This window comes from Parvularcula sp. LCG005, from assembly GCF_032930845.1.
In the GTDB taxonomy this organism is placed as follows: Bacteria; Pseudomonadota; Alphaproteobacteria; order Caulobacterales; family Parvularculaceae; genus Parvularcula.
This window is the reverse complement of sequence record NZ_CP136758.1, coordinates 1,313,157-1,331,938: the sequence shown is the minus strand read 5'-3', so window position 1 is coordinate 1,331,938 and position 18,782 is coordinate 1,313,157. Positions and strand designations below refer to the sequence as shown.

Here is an 18,782-nt window from a genome sequence, read left to right as displayed (position 1 = left end):
TTCTTCTCCTATCGCGAAGGGAACGTGTAGAACCGTTCGGGGCGTGGCCCGAAGCGGTTGTCTGCTTTCTCGCCCGGGATCAAGTGGGTGATCCCGAAGCCAATGATCGAAAAGATAAGGGCCAGCGAAAAGCCGCCCCAGCCGATGGCTGTCAGCCCGGCGGGGTCATCGCCAATAACGGGCTGCTGCGTCATCGCGGCGTAATAGGCATCAAAATTAAGAAGGGCCTCAAGGCCGGTCATGCCGACCGTCGGCGCAAGGCTCGCAAGGTCCATGAAGATGAAAATCATTCCCAGAGCGGCGCCTGCGAAGAGAATGAACGCCCAGCGGCCGGACCGTCCAAGGTCGTGAAACCGCTTGACGGGGACGGCAATGGCGCTCGGCCAGATCAGCGCCAGATTGACCATGCCGACGATGGCAGTTGCGATCGCGATCGGCGCACTGGCCAACAGGCGCGGCAGGAGTTGCAGCACCACGGCAGCGCTGATGGTGAAAAGCCAGATGCCTTTCAGCGACACCCGTCCGTCCAGAGAATAGAGAAACCGCAAGATGCGCATCAATCCGCATACCCCCGGCCCGATTCGAGCGGATCATTGCCGAACTTATTGGGTCCCGGAGTGCCTGGTTTGATCGCAAACAGAAGTGCCTCCAGCAGGAAAACGCTGTTAAAGAGGATGAGGCCCAACTTGAAGCGCCCGCTTTCTTCCATGGCGGCCGTGACTGCGGTCTGCTGCTGCTGATTATCTATCTCTGAAAACGCGACCAAGTCACCTATCTCATTGAAAATGCCCTGAAGCATGATGATGAGAGCCAGCATGACCAACCCGAGAACACCCGCATGGAACCACCCTGTTAGGCCCATGTCATGAAAGCGCCGAACGGGAACAGCGAAGACCTTTGGCCACAGGTAGAACAGGGATAAAAGTCCGAAGAAGACGATAACTATACCGCTGGTCAGACCCATGGCGTGAAGGATGCGCGGCAAAATCTCCGCCAACGCAATGTAAGGTAACAGAAATGCCAGCAGATAGCCCTTGCGGGAAATCCGCCCTTTTGTATTGAACAGAAAATCGAACATCCCGCTGGCGTCCTTCCCGGCACTTAGTCCGTGTACATGACCTTTTTCACAGCTTTCACGACTTTGTCAGCGTTAGGCAGGCTGAGCACTTCGAGATTGGCTGCGTAAGGCAGAGGGACGTCTTCCTGTGTCACCCGAACAGGCGGCGCATCGAGATAGTCGAAGGCTTCATTCGTCACCCGCCACGCCACTTCCGCGCCGACGCCCATTGGGCCCCAGCCTTCTTCTACGGTGACAAGACGGTTGGTCTTCTTGACCGACTTGATGATGGTTTCTGTATCCATCGGACGGATTGTCCGCAGATCGACCACTTCGACCGAGACGCCCTCTTCGGCCAGTTTCTCAGCCGCCTGAAGCGCGAACATGACGCCGCGTGAATAGGAGACGATGGTCACATCGGTCCCTTCGCGGGCAACCTTGGCCTTGCCGATCGGCAGGACGAAGTCATCCATCTCCGGCACTTCGCCCTTCTCCCCGTAGAGCAGTTCGTGCTCGAGGAAGACGACCGGGTTCGGGTTGCGGATGGCGGCTTTCAGAAGGCCCTTGGCGTCCATCGCCGAATACGGCGCGATGACGATCAGACCGGGGACGTGGCCGTACCATGGTGCATAGTCCTGACTGTGCTGTGCAGCCACGCGTGAGGCCGCAGCATTCGGGCCACGGAACACGATCGGGCAGCCCATCTGACCGCCGGACATGTAGCGCGTCTTGGCGGCCGAGTTGATGATATGGTCGATCGCCTGCATGGCGAAGTTGAAGGTCATGAACTCGACGATCGGCTTCAGACCGGCGAACGCCGCCCCGACACCCAGACCGGCAAAGCCGTATTCCGTGATCGGAGTATCGACGACGCGCTTCTCACCGAATTCCTGCAGCAGTTCGCGGGTGACCTTGTAGGCCCCCTGATATTCGGCAACTTCTTCGCCCATCACGAACACGTCGGCGTCGCGGCGCATTTCCTCGGCCATGGCGTCACGCAGCGCATCGCGCAGCACGATCTCGACCATCTTGGTGCCTTCAGGAATTTCAGGCTCGGCGGCCGCCAGATTGGTCATGGATGGCGGCGCATCAGCCACGGCTTCCGCGTCATCAGCCGAAGTTTCGGTATCGGCCACTTGCGGCGACGGATTCTCATTGCCCGGCGCGCTCATGTCATCTTCGGAGATGTCAGAGGCGCTTTCGCCTTCTTCGAGAAGAATGGCGATCGGCGCATTGACCTTCACATTCTCAGTGCCCTCGGCGACGAGAATTTTCCCGATCGTGCCCTCGTCCACAGCCTCGACTTCCATCGTCGCCTTATCGGTCTCGATTTCAGCGAGAATGTCACCGGAAGAAACGGTGTCGCCTTCCTTCTTGAGCCATTTGGCAAGGGTGCCCTCTTCCATGGTGGGAGAAAGGGCAGGCATCAAAACCTGGATCGTCATACGGGCACAGCCTCCGAAATTAGTCGCTGGGGTCTATCCATGCACGGCCCTTCGCGCAACGGGTCTGGACCCGATAACCGCTTAGGTGCAGTGCGAAATTCGCGTTCTGCTCGCTTTTTTAGAGTTTCATGGCATTCGTCGCGTCACCGAGCGTCATTCCGCCCTCGGCTTCAAGCACGGTTCCCGTGACGTAAGACGCGGCTGGCGAGCACAGCCACAGCGCCGCTTCGGCAATGTCGTCACGATTGCCCATGCGTTTCATGGCCACAGCATCCGCAACTTTTGCCTTCAATTCTTCCGTTGGTGCGAGACGCTCCATCCCTTCGGTGCCATCGATAGGACCAGGCGAGATCGCATTGACGCGAACACCGCTGGCGCCCCATTCAAGGGCGCAGCACTTGATGAGCATGTTCACGCCGGCCTTCGCGGCACAAACATGGGACTGGAACAGCCAGGGACGCGTCGCCTGCGGCGCAGAGATGGCAAGATAACTGGCCCCGGGCTTTTTCGCGTGCTCAATCGTGGCGCGGAAAACGTTGAATGTGCCGAGGAGATCGATGTCGATCACCGACTTGAAGGCATTGGCCGACATCTGCGCCGCGCCGGCGGGAAAATTGCCCGCCTGGCCAGCGAACACGACGTCGAAGTTGCCAAAAGTCGCCTGTGCCCGGGTGACCGCTGACACCACCGAATCATAGTCACGCACGTCGACGGGGGAGCCGGACGCCTCGCCGCCTGCCTCTTTCAGCATGTCGACTGTCCGCTGCACTTTTTCCGGCGACCTGCTGATCACGAAGATGTTTGCCCCCGCTTCGGCGAAGCGGCGCGCGATCTGCTCGTTGATGCCGGAGGTTGCCCCGGACATGAAACAGGACTGGCCCTTCATGTCGTACTGGATCGGATAGGTCATGGGGCGTTTCCACTTCTCGTTTTGAGAGAGGGATGCCCTACCGCCAGCCCGCTCGCAAGAGGAACGTCCCGGGCTGCGACACGAGCCGGGCCCCGCTGGCCAGTTTGAACGTCGCGATCCCCGGTCCGTGATCGGTATCGAGGCCGCCGAGATCGAGGATGCGGACGCCCTTTTTCTTCAGGGCGGTCATGGCGGTCCACAAAAGAAGGTTCATCACCTTGGCCTTCTTTCCCGCCTCACTCGCCCAACCAATATGGTACGTGGCTGTGGTGCCGTGCCGCAGGCATAGAATCCCGCCAAGGCGCTCATCGCCCATTTTCGCTTCCCAACCATACAGCGCCTGTTGCCCTGTCTGCTCTGCCCATGCGGGGACAAGACCGACAGGCATGGCGCGATAGCCGATGCGCTTCTGCTGCTCGCGCTCTTTCTGCAATAACCAGCCATATTGCTGTTCGGTTCGACCAAGAGGTGAGATTCGAACCGATGACTTCTGCGCGCCCCGCAGCTTGTTGCGCCAGCTGCGATCAAGGCCCGCCAAGAGGTCATCCTCAGTGGGCTCGAGATTGATCAGTGCCGTGTGATAGGGCGTCACCACCTGTTTCAGGCCCAGCGAGGCGGGCCCCTCATCGCCTTCCCAAGGCATCACAACGAACGCGTGAACACCTTTGACCGGCAACGTTTTTTTCAGCTGAGAATAGAGCGCCGCCTTGATATCGACCGGCACATGGTCCGCCAGCCATACCGGCCCCAGCATCAGGGTCGCGAGCGTGGCCAACCCGGCCAGGCGCCGTGTGTGGATCTGTGCAAGACCAACGGTCTTCCCATCGGCAAGCAGCTGGACTCGAAAGATCCCGCCGCGATGCGCGCGAATCACTTCACCAAAACCATAGCTTTGCTGGAACGTCGCAATGGGGGCCTTCGCCAATAGCGAAGACCATTCCTTGGCGGAAAGAGCGTCCCATTCGACGGCGATGTCAGCGGTGGTCTGATCGTTCACAATAGGAAGGTGCTAGGAGTGTTCGGACGAAAAAAACAACTTAAGACCGGCGGTGACGATCTTCACCTGCCCTCGCCGCGCCTTACCCGTACGGGCCTTCGTCTGATCCTGATCAACATCGCTCTGCCGATCATGCTTGTTCTCGTGGTGATCGACTACGCGCTGTACATGTTTTTCAAATACGCTCTGGACCGCTGCTACGGCGTCTGGTGCATGTTCTAGATCTCGCCCTCATATGCGGGAACGGGCCTTTCCGCTGCCTCGGCTTCCGTCGTCACGGGGCCATTTCTGGAGATGTCTTCGATCAGCCATTCCATCTCCTTGATCTCCTTGCGCTGGGCACGAATGATGTCGTCCGCCAGTTCGCGCACGCGCACGTCCTCAATATTGGCTCTCTCGGACGTCATGATCGCAATTGAATGGTGAGGGATCATCGCGCTCATATAGCTGCGATCGGCAACCGTGACCTGACTGCGCACGAGAAACAGCATCAGCACGAAGACAACAGCGCTGCCGGCGTAGATGCCGAGATTGATCTTCTTGTTCTCATACATGCCGAGCATGAAGCTGAGCATGATGATCGCCATCACTGCGCCCATCAGAATGGCCATGTAAAAGCGCGTCTCGCTCCAACGTACGTGCTCGAACGCATAGGTGTTGAGGTACATCAGCCCCAGCATGATGACGGTGGATGTCAGGATCATTGCGGCAAACCGGCTGTATTTCATGATATCTCCTCGCTATTACCGGGTTAACGACAAGGTCTCACAGCCTGTTCCCCTTTTCCCTGCACGAGTGCGTGACGTCGGGTGGGGAGTTGGCCATAATCAACCCATGCCTGATGACGATTCCGCGCCGCAGAAACTGACGCCCGAGCTTCTGCTGCAGGCTTATCAGATCGGGTATTTCCCGATGGCCGACGATGCGACGGCCGATGAGATTTACTGGGTGCACCCAGAACTTCGGGGTGTCATTCCGCTCGATCGTTTCCACATCTCAAAGTCACTGAGGAAGACCGTTCGTCAGGACAGATATATCGTGACGTCGGACACCGATTTCCGCACGGTGATGCAGAGATGTGCCGAGCCGCAGGCTGGACGGCGGGTCACCTGGATTAATGAGCAGATCCTCGAAGCCTATACAGGACTGTTCGAACTGGGGTTTGCCCACAGTGTCGAGACGCGGACCGAGGATGGCACGCTCGTGGGCGGATTATACGGCGTGTCGATAGGCGGCGCGTTTTTTGGCGAGAGCATGTTTTCGCGCGCCACGGATGCCAGCAAGGTGGCACTCGTCCACCTGGTCGCAAAGCTCAGAGCCGGCGGCTATCGCCTGCTCGACACGCAGTTCCAGAACGATCATCTCGTCCAGTTTGGCACGATGGAAGTCCCGGCCGATGACTATCAAATTCTGCTGGCGGACGCGGTACAGACCGAGGCTGATTTTGCAGCCCTGCCCGATCAGATGCCGGGCTCGACCATTTTGCAGTCAATCACCCAGACATCGTAGACCGGATGCTGCAGCGCGTTTAGTGACGGCGAGGACGCGAACATCCATCCCCGAAAGAGTGCTGGCCGTGGTGCCGACTTCTCGTCCGCCATTCTGATTGATGACCGGGCGACTGGAGTCGCTTCCCCTTCGCGGGCACGGGCACGCTCGCCCTGAACGTCGTCCTTGGTGGAATACACTTCGAGGAAGACCGTGGTTTCCGGCGTCTCCTCAGGCGGACGTTTGTCGCATGTCCGCGGCAGAAGGGTCAGCGGTCCGTATTGAGCCTCTTCGCCGATCGGAATCTGAATGTCGGTGAAGGTCGCCGTGATCTTGTCGAGGGCACGGATAGTAACCGAGACAGGCTTCAGCGGATTGTCCTTGCGCGCATCGTAGAGATCAACACCGAAGCTGATACCGGACGCCGACTGTGACAGCCGATCAAGCTCACCCAGCGGCTCGCCCTTTTCAGGCGGCAGCGGCGGCAGCGTCCAGCCGAGGCGTTCTGTTCGTGTTTCTTCTTCCGTGGGCGCTGCGACGTCGTCTTGCGCGACAGCCATGCCGACAGAGAGGATTGACAGTGCGATGACCGGTCCAAGCTTGAACATATTCAACGATCCGATCCTCCTGCAGCGCATTGTCGTCACCAGCTAATGCCGGAATTAGGCGTTTTCGGGGCTCCACGCCTCATAAGGTTCTGCAACCTTACCCTTTTCAGCGCTGTGGGAAAGGGACCCTTTGGGGTGATAGGCCATGGGCGTACCCGTCATGTTTGGCAGGTAGGGTTTCTCGAACTTCTTCACCGGCAGGTTCTCGAGCGTCGGCGGCTCATCAAACGTATGATGCAGCCAGCCATTCCATTCCGGCGTGACCCGGCTGCCATCAGCATGGCCGTGATAGACGACCCAACGACGCTTGCCGCCGCCGGAAAATGAACCCGGCTTGCTCTCCTCGTAATAGCGATTTCCCTGCACATCCTCACCCACAAGGCGTGCACCGCGCTTCCACATGGTGAAGGAATGGCCGAGCGTGTTGTCGTGCCACCAGATGAAAATGCGCTTGATGAAGCCGAGCATGCCTGATCCTGAAACCTGTCGTTCTGAAGGCGCTTATCGCCCTGTGCGGTCCGCCTGTCTAGGTCTCAATAGGCCACGCGATTTGCCGGACGACTGGCCTGACCTTTGCAGATGGACGGGAGAGTACTTCTACCGTTTGATCACTAACATTCTTGCACAAAAGGCCCCGGTCGCACGCCGGGGCCTTTTCTCTGCGGCATTGTCACCGACTGGACGGGATGATCGAAAACCGGCACATCCGTTTTCATGAATGCCGCACCGACTTTTGATGTCATCATTGCCGGTGGTGGCCTGTCCGGCGGCCTGACCGCCTATCGCCTGCTGAAGGCGCAGCCCGATTTGCGCATTCTTCTTCTTGAGCGCGACGCCGCCCTTGGCGGCAATCACACATGGTCCTTTCATGAGACTGATCTGACCGCCGATGAGCTGTCATGGATCGAGCCATTCGTCAGCTATTCCTGGCCGGCCCAGAAGGTCGCGTTTCCCGCCCGCCAAAGAGAGATTGCCGTCGGCTATCGGTCCATCACCTCCGAGCATTTCGCCCAGATACTGACCGAGCGCCTGCCGACGCTGACGATTCGCACCCGCGCCAATGTGAGCGATCTGACAGCTGAAGCGGCGACCATTCGGACGGGTCGTGGCGAGGAAACATTCAACGCTCCCCTGGTCTTTGATGCACGCGGCCCGATCCCCTCGCCGCATATGGCCCTCGCTTTCCAGAAATTTCTCGGTCTTGAGCTCTCCTTCAGCAGTCCACACGGCGAAACCATTCCCACGATCATGGACGCCACTGTGCCGCAGACGGACGGCTATCGCTTCGTCTACGTGCTGCCGCTGACGGCCCGCAGTGCAATCATCGAAGATACCTATTACGCAGATGGTGCGGACCTCCCGACGGCGACACTGAAGGAAGAAATCTTTCGCTATGCGGCTGCACGAGGCTGGACGGTGGAGGAGATCGCTCGAGAAGAGCGCGGCATCCTGCCGATTGTTCTGGACGGTGATATCAACGCCTACTGGTCGGCCTTCGAGGGCGGGCCGGCGCCGCTGGGATTGCGGGCCGGACTTTTTCATCCGGTGACAGGCTATTCAGTGCCGGATGCCGTGCGGCTGGCCGATCTCATTGCTGCGTCATCTCCGCGCATGACCGCCGCGGCGAGCGAAATGATCAGGCACTACGCCCAGCGCCAATGGCAGACCCATCGGTTTTATAGAATGCTGAACAGGATGCTGTTCCGGGCGGCCCGGCCGCAGGAGCGGTATATTGTCCTGCAACGCTTCTATGGCTTGCCCCAACCCCTTATTTCCCGGTTCTATGCAGGGCGAAATACGTGGCAGGATCAAATACGCATACTGGCCGGCAAACCGCCGGTGCCTATTTCCCGCGCCATCAGGCACCTCGCAGCGACCGGCCGCGGGGATCAGATTGAAGAAGGACAGCTTGGATGAGTATTGCCCCTAAGGCAGCGGTGATTGGTGGCGGCTTTGGTGGGTTGGCGCTGGCCTGCCGGCTGCAGACCGCAGGCTTTGACACGACCCTGATCGAGGGACGCGACAAACTCGGGGGCAGAGCCTACGTCTACGAGATGGACGGGTTCACCTTCGATGCCGGGCCCACGGTCGTCACAGATCCGTCCGCGCTGCAGGAGCTGTTTGCCGATGCCGGGCGCAAGCTCGAAGATTATGTGGAGTTGATCGAAGTCGACCCGCTTTATCGTCTGCACTGGGAAGATGGCTACACCTTTGACTACAACAAGGAATCTGAACGGCTCGAGGAACAGATCCGGGCGAAAAACCCAAAAGACGTTGAAGGGTACAGACGCTTCTACAAATATTCCGAGGCCGTGTTCGAAGAAGGCTATCTGAAGCTCGGCGCTGTCCCGTTCCTGAATTTCTGGTCCATGGTCCGGGCGGCACCGCAACTGGCGACACTGCAGGCCTTCCGATCCGTCTACGGACGGGTTGCAGATTTCATTGAGGACGAGCAGCTGCGCCAGGCGTTCAGCTTCCACACCCTGCTGGTCGGTGGCGACCCGCACAAGACCTCCTCCATCTATGCCCTGATCCACGCGCTTGAGCGCAAATGGGGCGTGTGGTTTCCCCGCGGTGGCACAGGCGCACTGATCCAGGCGATGGGCCGATTGTTCAGTGATCTGGGCGGCACGATCATCCTTGATGATCCGGTGACAGAGATCGGCATGGCCGCTGACCGCGTACGGACGATCAAGACGCGTTCGGGCTATACCGCGTCCTTTGACACGATCGCGTCGAATGCGGACATCGTCCACACCTATGAGAAGCTGCTGGGTCGGACCCCACGCGGCAAGAGCATGACGAAATCGCTTAAGTCCAAGCGGTATTCAAACTCCCTGTTCGTGACCTATTTCGGGGTGAAGAAGCAGTTTCCGGAAATCGCTCACCATTCCATCCTGTTCGGCCCGCGCTATCGTGAGCTGATCAAGGAGATCTTCAACGGCCCTACTCTGCCGGATGATTTCTCGCTCTATCTGCACCGCCCAACCGCAACCGACCCGGCCCTGGCGCCTGAGGGCTGCGACGGGTTCTATGCCCTGTCGCCCGTCCCCAATCTCGACAAGGCCAAGATCGACTGGTCGGTCACGGGGCTAGAATATCGCGACAAGATCTTTGACTATCTCGATGCGCGGTATCTGCCCGGCCTGAAGGAAAATCTGGTCACCAGCCACATTTTCACGCCCGCCGATTTCGAAACAAAACTGAATGCTCATGTGGGCTCAGCGTTCAGCATTGAACCCATCCTGACCCAGTCCGCCTATTTCCGGCTGCACAATCGTGACGACGAGATTGAAAACCTGTATTTTGTCGGGGCCGGGACCCATCCCGGCGCGGGCATTCCGGGTGTGGTAGGGTCAGCCAAGGCCACAGCCGGTCTGATGATTGACGATTTCGGGCTTGCGTCTCCGGCAACCGAAAAAGCGGTCTAGGGAAAGAGGAAACCGATGGCGATCGACCAGGACATTGTCGCGGCCAAGGCTAGCGAGGCCATTTCGAAAGGATCGAAAAGCTTCGCGCTCGCGTCGCTTCTGTTTCGGCCGCGCATGAAACGTCATGCGCATATGCTCTATGCATGGTGCCGCTACTGCGATGACGTGGTCGATGGTCAGAATCTGGGGTTCAGCACACCGACACCGGATGGTCAGCCCCATGTCCCGAGCGCCAGCGATTTGGCCTATCTGCGTGAGCAGACCCACCGCGCCATGACCGGCGGAACGGTCATCGAACCCGCTTTTCTCGCGCTTCAGACGGTCACTGAAGATACCGGCATGCCCGAAAAGCACGCGCTCGAACTTCTGCACGGCTTTGAAATGGATGTGGCGGACAGGTCTTATGAAACCCTCGCGGACACTCTTGAGTACGGCTACCACGTGGCCGGTGTCGTGGGTGTCATGATGGCGATCATCATGGGCGTCGCCCCGGATGATCAGGACACGCTCGATCGTGCCTCGGACCTTGGCATTGCGTTCCAGCTCACCAATATCTGCCGCGACATCATCGATGATGCCCGCATCGGCCGGGTTTATCTGCCTGCCGACTGGTTGCGCGAAGCGGGTGTTGAGCCAACCCCAGAGGCTGTTCTGGACACAGACAATCGCGAAGCCGTCTGGACGGTGGCGCTGCGTCTGCTTGATGAAGCGGACAGGTATTACCGGTCGTCCGGTCCGGGCGTTCGGCGTCTGCCCATCCGTGCAGGGTTTGCGGTCGCCGCAGCGCGCGGGGTCTATCGCGATATCGGCCGGGTTGTCCGCAAGAACGGGACCGCCGCCTGGGACGAGCGCGCCCGCACCTCACGGCGGCGCAAGCTCGCGCTGGCAGGCCTTGGATGCCTTCAGGGCGCCACGTCAAAATCGCAGTTCTTCCGCAAGCTGCCGCCGCGCCCTGCCCTTCTGTGGACGAGGCCTGTCACGTGAGCCTCTTCATCAAAATCCTTCTGGTGTTCGGCACAACCGCAGCGATGGAGTTCACCGCATGGTGGGCGCATAAATATATCATGCATGGCTGGGGCTGGGACTGGCACAAGGACCACCATGAGCCACATAACAATCTGCTCGAGAAGAACGACTACTACGCCGTGGTGTTCAGTGTCTTGTCGATTGTCCTGTTCGGCATCGGTACGTTTGTCTGGGCACCGCTTTTCTACATCGCGCTAGGGATACTGCTTTACGGCATCATCTACACGGTCATTCACGACGGCCTCGTGCACCAGCGCTATCCGTGGAAATGGGTGCCGAAAAAGGGCTATTTCAAGCGCGTCGTGCAGGCCCACAAGATCCACCACGCCGTCCAGACCAAGGAAGGGGCGGTCAGCTTTGGTTTCGTGTGGGCGATGGATCCGCACAAACTGAAGGACCAGCTGCGGACGCTGCAGGGTCGGCATCGTCCCGGTGCGTCGGTAACGGCAGGCTCTGCGGAAACGAAAGAGGCCTAACCCTGATAACGCGCGCGGAATTCCGCAGCGAAGGTTTCAAAGCGCCCTTCGGCAATGGCCGTCCGCATGCGGGCCATGAGCTCCTGATAGAAAGCCAGATTGTGCCAGCTGAGCAGGGTCGCCGCGAGATATTCACCGGCTCGGAACAGATGATTGAGATAGGCTTTTGAATAGTCGCGGGAAGCGGGGCAGTCGCTACCTGCATCGAGGGGCGACTCATCATCGACAAAAGTCGCGTTCTTGATATTGATCGCCCCGTCCCAGGTGAATGCCTGCCCGTGACGGCCAGACCGTGTTGGCATGACGCAATCGAACATATCCACGCCGCGTTCAACCGCCCCCACAAGGTCAAGCGGCTTGCCCACCCCCATGAGGTAGCGCGGCTTGTCTGTCGGCAGGAACGGCGTCGTGAAATCAAGCACACGGAACATCTGTTCCTGCCCCTCACCCACGGCCAGCCCGCCGATGGAATAGCCGGGAAAGCCAATTTCCTGCAGCGCCTCTGCCGACCGCTTGCGCTGGTCTTCGAAAACCGACCCCTGAACAATACCGAACAGCGCCTGCCCGGGCTCGGACAGACGTTCAAACGCCAGCTTGGAGCGTTTTGCCCACCGGACCGACAGTTCGAGGCTAGTCAGTGAGGCCTCCTGCGTAATCGGATAAGGGGGACATTCATCGAGCTGCATCTGAATATCCGACCCCAGAAGGCATTGGATCTCGATCGAACGCTCAGGCGTTAGCATATGACGCGAGCCATCGATATGGCTCTGGAACGACACGCCCTCATCGGTCAGCTTGCGGAGTTTGGCCAGCGACATGACCTGGAACCCGCCACTATCGGTCAGGATGGGGCCATCCCACTGCATGAAGCGGTGAAGGCCACCAAACTTTGCCACACGCTCGGCCGTTGGGCGCAGCATGAGGTGATAGGTATTCCCCAGAATGATTTCAGCGCCCGTCGATTTCACATCGCGGGTCTGCATCGCCTTGACGGTCCCGGCCGTACCAACCGGCATGAAAGCCGGTGTCTGGATTTTGCCGCGCGGTGTCGTGATTTCACCACGGCGCGCCTGTCCGTCGGTACTCAAGAGATCAAACGAAAACTCAGTCATAGGATTTCTCAATCAGGCAGGCGTCGCCATAGGAATAGAACCGGTACTGACGGGCGACGGCGGCGTCATAGGCCGCCTTGATGGTGGATGACCCGGCGAAGGCGCTGATTAGCATCAGCAAGGTTGATTTGGGCAGGTGAAAATTTGTGATCAACGCGCCGATGATTTTAAACTCATATCCAGGCGTGATGAAAATTGATGTCTCTCCCCGGAAAGGGGCAAGAACACCCTTGGACACGGCCGCTGATTCAAGAAGGCGTGTTGATGTTGTCCCGACACTGACAATGCGGCGGCCTTCCGCCATCGCTGTGTTGAGGCGTTGCGCTGTCTCTTCCGTGACCTCACCCCATTCCGCGTGCATCTGATGGTCTTCGATCGTGTCAGCGGTCACCGGCAGAAACGTGCCAGCCCCTACATGCAGTGTCACCCGCTCAACGCTGATTCCCCGGGCCTCGAGATCGGCAAAAGTCTGGTCGGTAAAATGCAGGCCCGCGGTCGGCGCAGCAACAGAACCTTCAAGCCGTGCAAAGATGGTCTGATAATTTTCCCGATCCTCCGGCCGCGTGCCCCGCTTGCGCGCAATATAGGGCGGCAACGGCATTTGCCCGACGTCATGCAGTCCGCGCATGAACTGATCAGCAGAAAGGGAAACGCGAAGATCGATCTCGCCCGCCCGACGGGCGACAATCTCGCCACTGAACCTATCGCCGAAGTGCAAGATATCGCCCTCGCGCAGGCGTTTTGCGGGTCGGGCAAAGGCGCGCCAGACAACCACCTTTTCCTCCTCCGAAACCGGATGCAGGAGATTGACGTCCACCTGAACATCACCGCCGCCGCCCTCCGCGCGCGCGGGACGGATGGCGGTCAAGGCGGCGGGAAAAACCTTGGTATCGTTAATGACAAGGACATCGCCGGGCCGAAGGAGGGTCGGCAGTTCACGGAATGTGTGATGGCCTAGACCATCGGGCCGAACATGCAGCAGACGCGAGCTGTCGCGCGGCTGGGCCGGCTCAAGCGCAATGAGCTCTTCAGGAAGAACAAAGTCGAAATCGTCGGGCGACATGGAAGCGTCCCTGGAATGACCGTCGGCCGCGGTCAACATCCAGCATTTGAAGAGAAGGCCCGAAACAGGCCTTCACACCGCAGTCGGTCAAGCGGCCGGCGCCGACTCATCAGCGTTTTCTGATGACGATTCCGAACCGTCATCACCAGCCTCGGCGCTCCGGCGCGGCGCACGACGGCGACGAGGACGCCGTTTCGGTCCGCCCTCTTCATCATCGGCACTGGCGTCAGTCTCGTTGGCGGAGGTGGCCTCGGCTTCTGATTTCTCAGCCTTTTCAGCCTTGTCGGACTTGTCAGACTTTTCTGAGCGACGAGGCGAACGGGCGGCCGGACGCGGCGCCTCCTCGGCCTCATTGTCATCATTGTCGTCGTCCTGATCGATCTGATTATCATCACGATCATCGGACCGATTGTCCCCACGATCCTCGTGAGAACGCCCTTCCTGCTTCTCAGCCGCACTCTGCATGGAGCGCATCACACGAAAATAGTGCTCAGCGTGCTGAAGGAGGCTCTCCGCGCGCACACGATCACCCGCAGACGCTGCGTCACGCGCAAGTGTCTGGTATTTATCGTATATCTGCGCTGCCGTGCCGCGGATCTTGACCTCTGGGCCCGTGGAATCCATGGAACGGTTGAGATTATTCCCACCCTGACGGCGTCTGTTGTTCTGACGCCCGCGTTTCGAATTTTGCGCCATAAGCGTAAATTGATAATCCTGTTCTCGCGTGCGGAGGTATTGAGTTCACCTCAATGCCAAATCCAAACAAAATGTTCAGAAAACCCCACTCTGCACTGCCCCTGTCGACAGTTCAGATAACGCTGATTGCTCTTGACTGACTCCGTTGCGAAGGATGTTTATCCTCGCCCACCACATTGCTGATACAGCAAATGCCAATAACCAGTTTTAGGCGGTGGGAAGTCAAATGGCGAACACATGTTCGTCCACGACTCAAGCCTTAGCGCGAATAACGGAACATTCCAACCCCTGAGACGAAAATCTCACGAGCGCCGCTGAAGGCGCGTGATTCCGAACCCATCGGTGTCGGTCAGACGGGGTGAAAGGCGCAAAGTGCCTCCCTCGCTGAGCGGCGGAAGGTCACTGTCTGCGCGCACGCCGCCGGACTGAATGATCGCGGCGCGGGCGTCGGATAGGGTAAATCCTTCGTTACGGCTGAGAAATGCAGCGATGCGGTCCTCGTTTTCCTCGGCAAAAACCGAACAGGTGACATAGACCAGTGCGCCGCCCGGTTTGACGTATTGGGCTGCCAGTCCAAGAACCTCATCCTGCTCATCCATGCGTGTCGCCAGCTGTTCTTCGGTCAGGCGCCATTTGGTGTCGGGCCGGCGACGCCAGGTTCCTGACCCCGTACAGGGGGCGTCCACGAAGACGACGTCCATCTTCCCGACAAGCTCCTCGAGCTTGCTGACATCCTCAGCCGGACTGATGACCTGCACATTGCGGATATTGGAGCGGGTCAGCCGCTCAAAGATCGGTGCCAGGCGCCGGGCGTCATTGTCATAGGCAAAAATCTGGCCACGATTGTCCATCAATGCTGCCAGGGCCAGCGATTTACCGCCCCCGCCAGCGCAGTAGTCGAGAACCTGCGCTCCCTGTCGGTCCTCGGAAAGTCGGCCCGCGGCCAGCGCCGCAATCTGTGAACCTTCGTCCTGCACCTCCACCCAGCCCTTCTGATAGGCGGGCGTGATCGTCACATCGGCGGCGCGTTGGTCGGGCGATGGCGCCGGGACCCGAAGACCGTTCACCGCGTAGACAGACGGTTCGACACCGACCGTTACCAGGGCCTTCATCGCCTTTTCAGGATCCGCCTTCAGCGTGTTTACGCGCAGATCCGTCGCTGCACGCGCGCAAGAGGCAAGCCCCTCAGCCACCGGATCGTCGGACACGCGGGCAAGCATGTCGTAAACGAAAGCCGGCACTTCCGCCTGCTCGCTTTTTTCCTCTGGTGTCGGAATGCCCTGCTCGATCAGTTCCAGCTCGAGATCATCAAGATCACCCGGACCGTGGGGTTCGTCGGCATAGGCATCCACAATACGCTTCACCGGCCACGCCCAGAGGTGACGAAGCGCCAGCGCGACGGCCATGCGTGTCCCGCCATCGGTCGCATAAAGGCTTTCCCGACGCCGCAAGACGTCCAGAGCAAGGCCGGAAATGGCGGCGCGGTCTTTCGACCCGGCAAAACGCGCATTGCGCGCCCAATCAGACAGGCAGACTTTCAGCGGTACACGTCGCGAATTGAAATCATCGAGGATTTCCATCGCTGCTGATACACGGCCACCATCACGCATAATCTACGCCTCTGATATTTTAATTCGGACTTGGATAATTTGGTGCTTCACGAGTGATGGACACATCGTGAACGTGGCTCTCGCGCAGGCCTGCATTGGTAATGCGGACGAAGCGAGCCTTTTCCTTCATCTCTGGCAGTGTAGCCGCACCAACATACCCCATAGAGGCGCGGATACCGCCGACGAGCTGATGCAGGATCGGTGCAATCGGACCCTTGTGATTGACGCGGCCCTCGATTCCTTCAGGGACAAGTTTCATCTGTTCCTTCACATCGGCCTGGAAATAGCGGTCCGCAGAACCGCGAGCCATGGCGCTGATCGATCCCATCCCGCGATAGGACTTGTACGAACGACCCTGGAACAGGAACACTTCGCCGGGCGCTTCGTCGGTTCCGGCCAGAAGACTGCCGACCATGCAGGAGGCCGCACCGGCAGCCAGCGCCTTGGCCATGTCACCCGAATATTTGATGCCGCCATCGGCGATCACCGGCACACCCTCTTCATCACCCGCGCGCGCGGCATCCGCGACAGCCGTCAGTTGAGGGACGCCGACGCCTGCGACCACACGAGTTGTACAGATCGATCCCGGGCCGATACCAACCTTGATGGCATCAGCGCCTGCACCGGCCAGAGCCTTGGCCGCTTCATAGGTTGCGACATTCCCGGCGATGACCTGGGTCCGGCTCGACATCTTCTTGATGCGTTCGACCTGCTCGGACACCTTGATCGAATGACCATGGGCCGTGTCGATCACGATCACGTCGCAGCCCGCATCAATCAGGGCTTCCACCCGCTCATAACCGGCGTCGCCGACGGTCGATGCAGCGGCAACACGCAGGCGCCCTGCCTCATCCTTGACCGCATCAGGATAACGCTCGGATTTTAGCATGTCTTTGACCGTAATCAGACCGATACACCGATAATGGTCATCAACCACGATGACCCGCTCAATCCGACGGCGATGGACAATGTCGCGGACTTCCTCTTGCGTCGCACCCACGCGCACTACAGCAAGGTCATCGGAGGTCATCAGTTCACGGACCGGAATGTCCGGATTGGTGGCGAACCGTATATCCCGGGTCGTCAGAATACCGACCAGCCGGCCGACGCCAGCTTCATCAGGATTTTCAACAACCGGAAAACCGGAAATCTGGCGGGCTTCCATGATAGCCTTGGCCTGACCGAGCGTTGCATCAGGCGATAAGGTATATGGATTGACCACCATGCCGCTTTCAAAGCGTTTGACGCGCCGCACGTGCTCGGCCTGCTCTTCAATGGTCAGGTTCCGGTGCAGGACCCCGATGCCGCCATTCTGAGCCATGGCGATGGCCATCTCCGCCTCGGTCACCGTATCCATCGCCGATGAAAGGATAGGAATATTGAGGTCGATTTCGCGAGTCAGCCGTGTCCGGACGTTCACCTGGCTGGGCATCACATTGGATGGACCGGGCTCCAGCAGCACGTCGTCAAATGTAAAAGCGTCACGGATGTGCATCTAAAACTCCTCGATTATCGGTGTACCCGGACAACCGCTGTCGAGTGCGATTGCCGCTTCAATTGATGACTTCAGAACGTCGCGTGGACTGATCGACTGCGCTGTCAGGGCGTGCGAGGCCCCAAGCGCGTAGTCCATGCCGCTGCCACAGGCCCACAATGTGTCTTCGTTGATCGGCGCGACGGACAGATGCCCGTCAATGTCGTAAATCTTGCCGGACCGGTGGACGAGCAGGCCATGGGTCTGGAAATCCATGGCGCCGTCATCTTCCTTGCCAATCTCCATGTCCCGCAGCGCCTTGCGGATAAGCGCCACCACCGCATGGACATTTTTATCCGTCTTCGGAAATTCCGCTTCCAGACCGAGAATGACATCCGTCACAAGTCCCTTGCCCGAGAACGCGAAGGCCCAGTCACCGAAAATTGTCCATTTGCTCACATCACCGGGAAGGACGGTATCACCCACCAGCCCACGGCTGTTTGATCCGAGCCAGGTCTTGCCCGCAGCGGTGTCACGATAGGCGCAGATGATGGTCATCTATGATTTCTTCCCTTGTGGAATGAAGCCTATGGCGACGACATACATCTCGGCGGAATCCGCTCGGCTCGCCTTGGGTTTGGCGTGGGCCACCGTCCTGAACTTGTTCTTCAGGCGATCAAGCAGCGACTTCTCACTGCCGCCCTGCAGCACCTTGGCGAGGAAGACACCGCCGGGGCTCAAGACTTCTTCGGCGAAGTCGAGCGCGCTCTCGGCCAGCGCGATGATGCGCATGTGATCGGTTGCCTTGTGCCCTGTCGTTGGCGCGGCCATGTCCGACATGACCACGTCCGCCTCGCCATCGAGCAGGGTTTTCAGACGGTCCGGCGCTCCGTCCTCAAGGAAATCGAGCTCGAGTACCTCAGCGCCATCCACCTGCGGCATGCCCAAATAGTCGATGCCGACCACATGCCCTGTCTTGCCGGTTTCCTTGACGGCGACCTGGCACCAGCCGCCCGGGGCCGCCCCCAGATCGACGATTCGCCCGCCAGGCTTCAGAAAGTTGAATTTCTCGTTCAGCTCAATGAGCTTATAGGCTGCGCGGCTGCGGTATCCCTCAGCCTTGGCACGGACAACGAAGGGGTCGTTGAGCTGACGCTGGAGCCACAGCGTCGACGACATCTTGCGCCCGCGCGCCGTCTTGACCTTGGTCGTCAGCTCGCGCGCGGCGAGCTGTTCCCCATCCGAATGCGGTTTTTTGGACAGGCCCCGCTTCTCCGGCTCCTTACCCAGCGCCGTCTGGGCAAGATTCGTCCGTCGCGCCTTGCCGCGCTTGGTGGATTTTGTGGGTTTCTTTGGAGGTTGAGCCATGGCGGTGAATAGCGAAGATTG

At 59.2% G+C, this 18,782-nt stretch carries 21 protein-coding genes; 6 read left to right on the top strand and 15 right to left on the bottom strand.

Going from position 1 to position 18,782, the window contains the following annotated elements:
• Positions 1 to 8 precede the first annotated feature (8 nt).
• The 5 genes from RUI03_RS06230 to RUI03_RS06210 all read right to left on the bottom strand — a co-directional run bounded on the left by RUI03_RS06230 (position 9) and on the right by RUI03_RS06210 (position 4,409).
• Positions 9 to 557 (bottom strand): DUF805 domain-containing protein, encoded by a 549-nt coding sequence (locus tag RUI03_RS06230; protein ID WP_317289638.1) that lies wholly within the window; start codon positions 555 to 557, stop codon positions 9 to 11.
• A complete protein-coding gene (locus tag RUI03_RS06225; RefSeq protein ID WP_317289420.1) occupies positions 557 to 1,078 on the bottom strand; it encodes a DUF805 domain-containing protein in 522 nt (173 codons plus the stop codon). Before RUI03_RS06225 ends, RUI03_RS06230 begins: the two co-directional genes overlap by 1 nt.
• Before the next feature lie 23 nt (positions 1,079 to 1,101).
• Positions 1,102 to 2,502: a pyruvate dehydrogenase complex E1 component subunit beta gene (locus tag RUI03_RS06220; protein WP_317289419.1), complete on the bottom strand. Its 1,401-nt coding sequence runs from the start codon at positions 2,500 to 2,502 to the stop codon at positions 1,102 to 1,104.
• 118 nt (positions 2,503 to 2,620) lie between these two features.
• Positions 2,621 to 3,412, bottom strand: coding sequence for an SDR family oxidoreductase (locus RUI03_RS06215; protein WP_317289418.1), 792 nt, complete (start codon positions 3,410 to 3,412; stop codon positions 2,621 to 2,623).
• A gap of 37 nt (positions 3,413 to 3,449) precedes the next feature.
• Positions 3,450 to 4,409 carry a lipid II:glycine glycyltransferase FemX gene (locus tag RUI03_RS06210; protein ID WP_317289417.1) on the bottom strand — a complete coding sequence of 320 codons (960 nt, stop codon included), beginning with the start codon at positions 4,407 to 4,409 and terminating at the stop codon, positions 3,450 to 3,452.
• Between the two features lie 18 nt (positions 4,410 to 4,427).
• On the opposite strand from RUI03_RS06210, the gene RUI03_RS06205 reads away from it, so the two are divergent.
• Complete coding sequence (locus tag RUI03_RS06205) at positions 4,428 to 4,631, top strand: hypothetical protein (RefSeq protein ID WP_317289416.1); 204 nt, start codon at positions 4,428 to 4,430, stop codon at positions 4,629 to 4,631.
• Here RUI03_RS06205 and RUI03_RS06200 read toward each other — a convergent pair.
• Positions 4,628 to 5,137 carry a DUF305 domain-containing protein gene (locus RUI03_RS06200; protein ID WP_317289415.1) on the bottom strand — a complete coding sequence of 170 codons (510 nt, stop codon included), beginning with the start codon at positions 5,135 to 5,137 and terminating at the stop codon, positions 4,628 to 4,630. The genes RUI03_RS06205 and RUI03_RS06200 overlap by 4 nt on opposite strands.
• 106 nt (positions 5,138 to 5,243) lie before the next feature.
• Here RUI03_RS06200 and aat point away from each other — a divergent pair, with 106 nt between their 5' ends.
• Positions 5,244 to 5,918, top strand: a complete 675-nt coding sequence (aat, locus tag RUI03_RS06195) for a leucyl/phenylalanyl-tRNA--protein transferase (RefSeq protein ID WP_317289414.1) — start codon at positions 5,244 to 5,246, stop codon at positions 5,916 to 5,918.
• Here the strand turns inward: aat and RUI03_RS06190 are convergent.
• Both RUI03_RS06190 and RUI03_RS06185 read right to left on the bottom strand, forming a co-directional pair.
• Positions 5,870 to 6,505 (bottom strand): DUF2155 domain-containing protein, encoded by a 636-nt coding sequence (locus tag RUI03_RS06190; protein WP_317289413.1) that lies wholly within the window; start codon positions 6,503 to 6,505, stop codon positions 5,870 to 5,872. The genes aat and RUI03_RS06190 overlap by 49 nt on opposite strands.
• A 54-nt stretch (positions 6,506 to 6,559) precedes the next feature.
• Positions 6,560 to 6,973, bottom strand: coding sequence for an NADH:ubiquinone oxidoreductase subunit NDUFA12 (locus RUI03_RS06185; protein ID WP_317289412.1), 414 nt, complete (start codon positions 6,971 to 6,973; stop codon positions 6,560 to 6,562).
• A 246-nt stretch (positions 6,974 to 7,219) separates the two neighbouring features.
• Between RUI03_RS06185 and crtY the strand changes: the two genes are divergently transcribed.
• From crtY to RUI03_RS06165, 4 genes are read left to right on the top strand one after another with little or no spacing between them, the layout of a single operon-like run.
• Complete coding sequence (gene crtY, locus RUI03_RS06180; RefSeq protein WP_317289411.1) at positions 7,220 to 8,422, top strand: lycopene beta-cyclase CrtY; 1,203 nt, start codon at positions 7,220 to 7,222, stop codon at positions 8,420 to 8,422.
• Positions 8,419 to 9,936, top strand: coding sequence for a phytoene desaturase (locus RUI03_RS06175; RefSeq protein ID WP_317289410.1), 1,518 nt, complete (start codon positions 8,419 to 8,421; stop codon positions 9,934 to 9,936). Before crtY ends, RUI03_RS06175 begins: the two co-directional genes overlap by 4 nt.
• Positions 9,937 to 9,951: 15 nt before the next feature.
• Positions 9,952 to 10,920: a phytoene/squalene synthase family protein gene (locus RUI03_RS06170; RefSeq protein ID WP_317289409.1), complete on the top strand. Its 969-nt coding sequence runs from the start codon at positions 9,952 to 9,954 to the stop codon at positions 10,918 to 10,920.
• Complete coding sequence (locus RUI03_RS06165; RefSeq protein WP_317289408.1) at positions 10,917 to 11,438, top strand: sterol desaturase family protein; 522 nt, start codon at positions 10,917 to 10,919, stop codon at positions 11,436 to 11,438. Before RUI03_RS06170 ends, RUI03_RS06165 begins: the two co-directional genes overlap by 4 nt.
• Here RUI03_RS06165 and tgt read toward each other — a convergent pair.
• From tgt to RUI03_RS06130, 7 genes are all read right to left on the bottom strand, one after another.
• Positions 11,435 to 12,550: a tRNA guanosine(34) transglycosylase Tgt gene (gene tgt, locus RUI03_RS06160; RefSeq protein ID WP_317289407.1), complete on the bottom strand. Its 1,116-nt coding sequence runs from the start codon at positions 12,548 to 12,550 to the stop codon at positions 11,435 to 11,437. The genes RUI03_RS06165 and tgt overlap by 4 nt on opposite strands.
• Positions 12,543 to 13,613, bottom strand: a complete 1,071-nt coding sequence (queA, locus tag RUI03_RS06155; protein WP_317289406.1) for a tRNA preQ1(34) S-adenosylmethionine ribosyltransferase-isomerase QueA — start codon at positions 13,611 to 13,613, stop codon at positions 12,543 to 12,545. Before queA ends, tgt begins: the two co-directional genes overlap by 8 nt.
• An 87-nt stretch (positions 13,614 to 13,700) precedes the next feature.
• A complete protein-coding gene (locus RUI03_RS06150) occupies positions 13,701 to 14,309 on the bottom strand; it encodes a DUF4167 domain-containing protein (RefSeq protein ID WP_317289405.1) in 609 nt (202 codons plus the stop codon).
• A 302-nt stretch (positions 14,310 to 14,611) separates the two neighbouring features.
• Entirely contained in the window at positions 14,612 to 15,919 is a 1,308-nt protein-coding gene (locus RUI03_RS06145) for an RsmB/NOP family class I SAM-dependent RNA methyltransferase (protein WP_317289404.1), read from the bottom strand.
• Between the two features lie 19 nt (positions 15,920 to 15,938).
• Positions 15,939 to 17,414 (bottom strand): IMP dehydrogenase, encoded by a 1,476-nt coding sequence (gene guaB / locus RUI03_RS06140; protein WP_317289403.1) that lies wholly within the window; start codon positions 17,412 to 17,414, stop codon positions 15,939 to 15,941.
• A complete protein-coding gene (locus RUI03_RS06135) occupies positions 17,415 to 17,951 on the bottom strand; it encodes a hypothetical protein (RefSeq protein ID WP_317289402.1) in 537 nt (178 codons plus the stop codon).
• Positions 17,952 to 18,761: an RlmE family RNA methyltransferase gene (locus tag RUI03_RS06130; protein WP_317289401.1), complete on the bottom strand. Its 810-nt coding sequence runs from the start codon at positions 18,759 to 18,761 to the stop codon at positions 17,952 to 17,954.
• Positions 18,762 to 18,782: the final 21 nt, after the last annotated feature.

Excerpts from the sequence above, each read along its gene's own strand:
- RUI03_RS06185 (WP_317289412.1), bottom strand. The coding sequence starts at position 6,973 with ATGCTCGGCTTCATCAAGCGCATTTTCATCTGGTGGCACGACAACACG.
- RUI03_RS06230 (WP_317289638.1), bottom strand. The coding sequence starts at position 557 with ATGCGCATCTTGCGGTTTCTCTATTCTCTGGACGGACGGGTGTCGCTG.
- RUI03_RS06190 (WP_317289413.1), bottom strand. The coding sequence starts at position 6,505 with ATGTTCAAGCTTGGACCGGTCATCGCACTGTCAATCCTCTCTGTCGGC.
- tgt (WP_317289407.1), bottom strand. The coding sequence starts at position 12,550 with ATGACTGAGTTTTCGTTTGATCTCTTGAGTACCGACGGACAGGCGCGC.
- aat (WP_317289414.1), top strand. The coding sequence starts at position 5,244 with ATGCCTGATGACGATTCCGCGCCGCAGAAACTGACGCCCGAGCTTCTG.
- RUI03_RS06150 (WP_317289405.1), bottom strand. The coding sequence starts at position 14,309 with ATGGCGCAAAATTCGAAACGCGGGCGTCAGAACAACAGACGCCGTCAG.
- RUI03_RS06225 (WP_317289420.1), bottom strand. The coding sequence starts at position 1,078 with ATGTTCGATTTTCTGTTCAATACAAAAGGGCGGATTTCCCGCAAGGGC.
- RUI03_RS06130 (WP_317289401.1), bottom strand. The coding sequence starts at position 18,761 with ATGGCTCAACCTCCAAAGAAACCCACAAAATCCACCAAGCGCGGCAAG.
- RUI03_RS06170 (WP_317289409.1), top strand. The coding sequence starts at position 9,952 with ATGGCGATCGACCAGGACATTGTCGCGGCCAAGGCTAGCGAGGCCATT.
- crtY (WP_317289411.1), top strand. The coding sequence starts at position 7,220 with ATGAATGCCGCACCGACTTTTGATGTCATCATTGCCGGTGGTGGCCTG.
- RUI03_RS06200 (WP_317289415.1), bottom strand. The coding sequence starts at position 5,137 with ATGAAATACAGCCGGTTTGCCGCAATGATCCTGACATCCACCGTCATC.
- RUI03_RS06145 (WP_317289404.1), bottom strand. The coding sequence starts at position 15,919 with ATGCGTGATGGTGGCCGTGTATCAGCAGCGATGGAAATCCTCGATGAT.
- RUI03_RS06175 (WP_317289410.1), top strand. The coding sequence starts at position 8,419 with ATGAGTATTGCCCCTAAGGCAGCGGTGATTGGTGGCGGCTTTGGTGGG.
- RUI03_RS06220 (WP_317289419.1), bottom strand. The coding sequence starts at position 2,502 with ATGACGATCCAGGTTTTGATGCCTGCCCTTTCTCCCACCATGGAAGAG.
- RUI03_RS06135 (WP_317289402.1), bottom strand. The coding sequence starts at position 17,951 with ATGACCATCATCTGCGCCTATCGTGACACCGCTGCGGGCAAGACCTGG.
- guaB (WP_317289403.1), bottom strand. The coding sequence starts at position 17,414 with ATGCACATCCGTGACGCTTTTACATTTGACGACGTGCTGCTGGAGCCC.
- RUI03_RS06215 (WP_317289418.1), bottom strand. The coding sequence starts at position 3,412 with ATGACCTATCCGATCCAGTACGACATGAAGGGCCAGTCCTGTTTCATG.
- queA (WP_317289406.1), bottom strand. The coding sequence starts at position 13,613 with ATGTCGCCCGACGATTTCGACTTTGTTCTTCCTGAAGAGCTCATTGCG.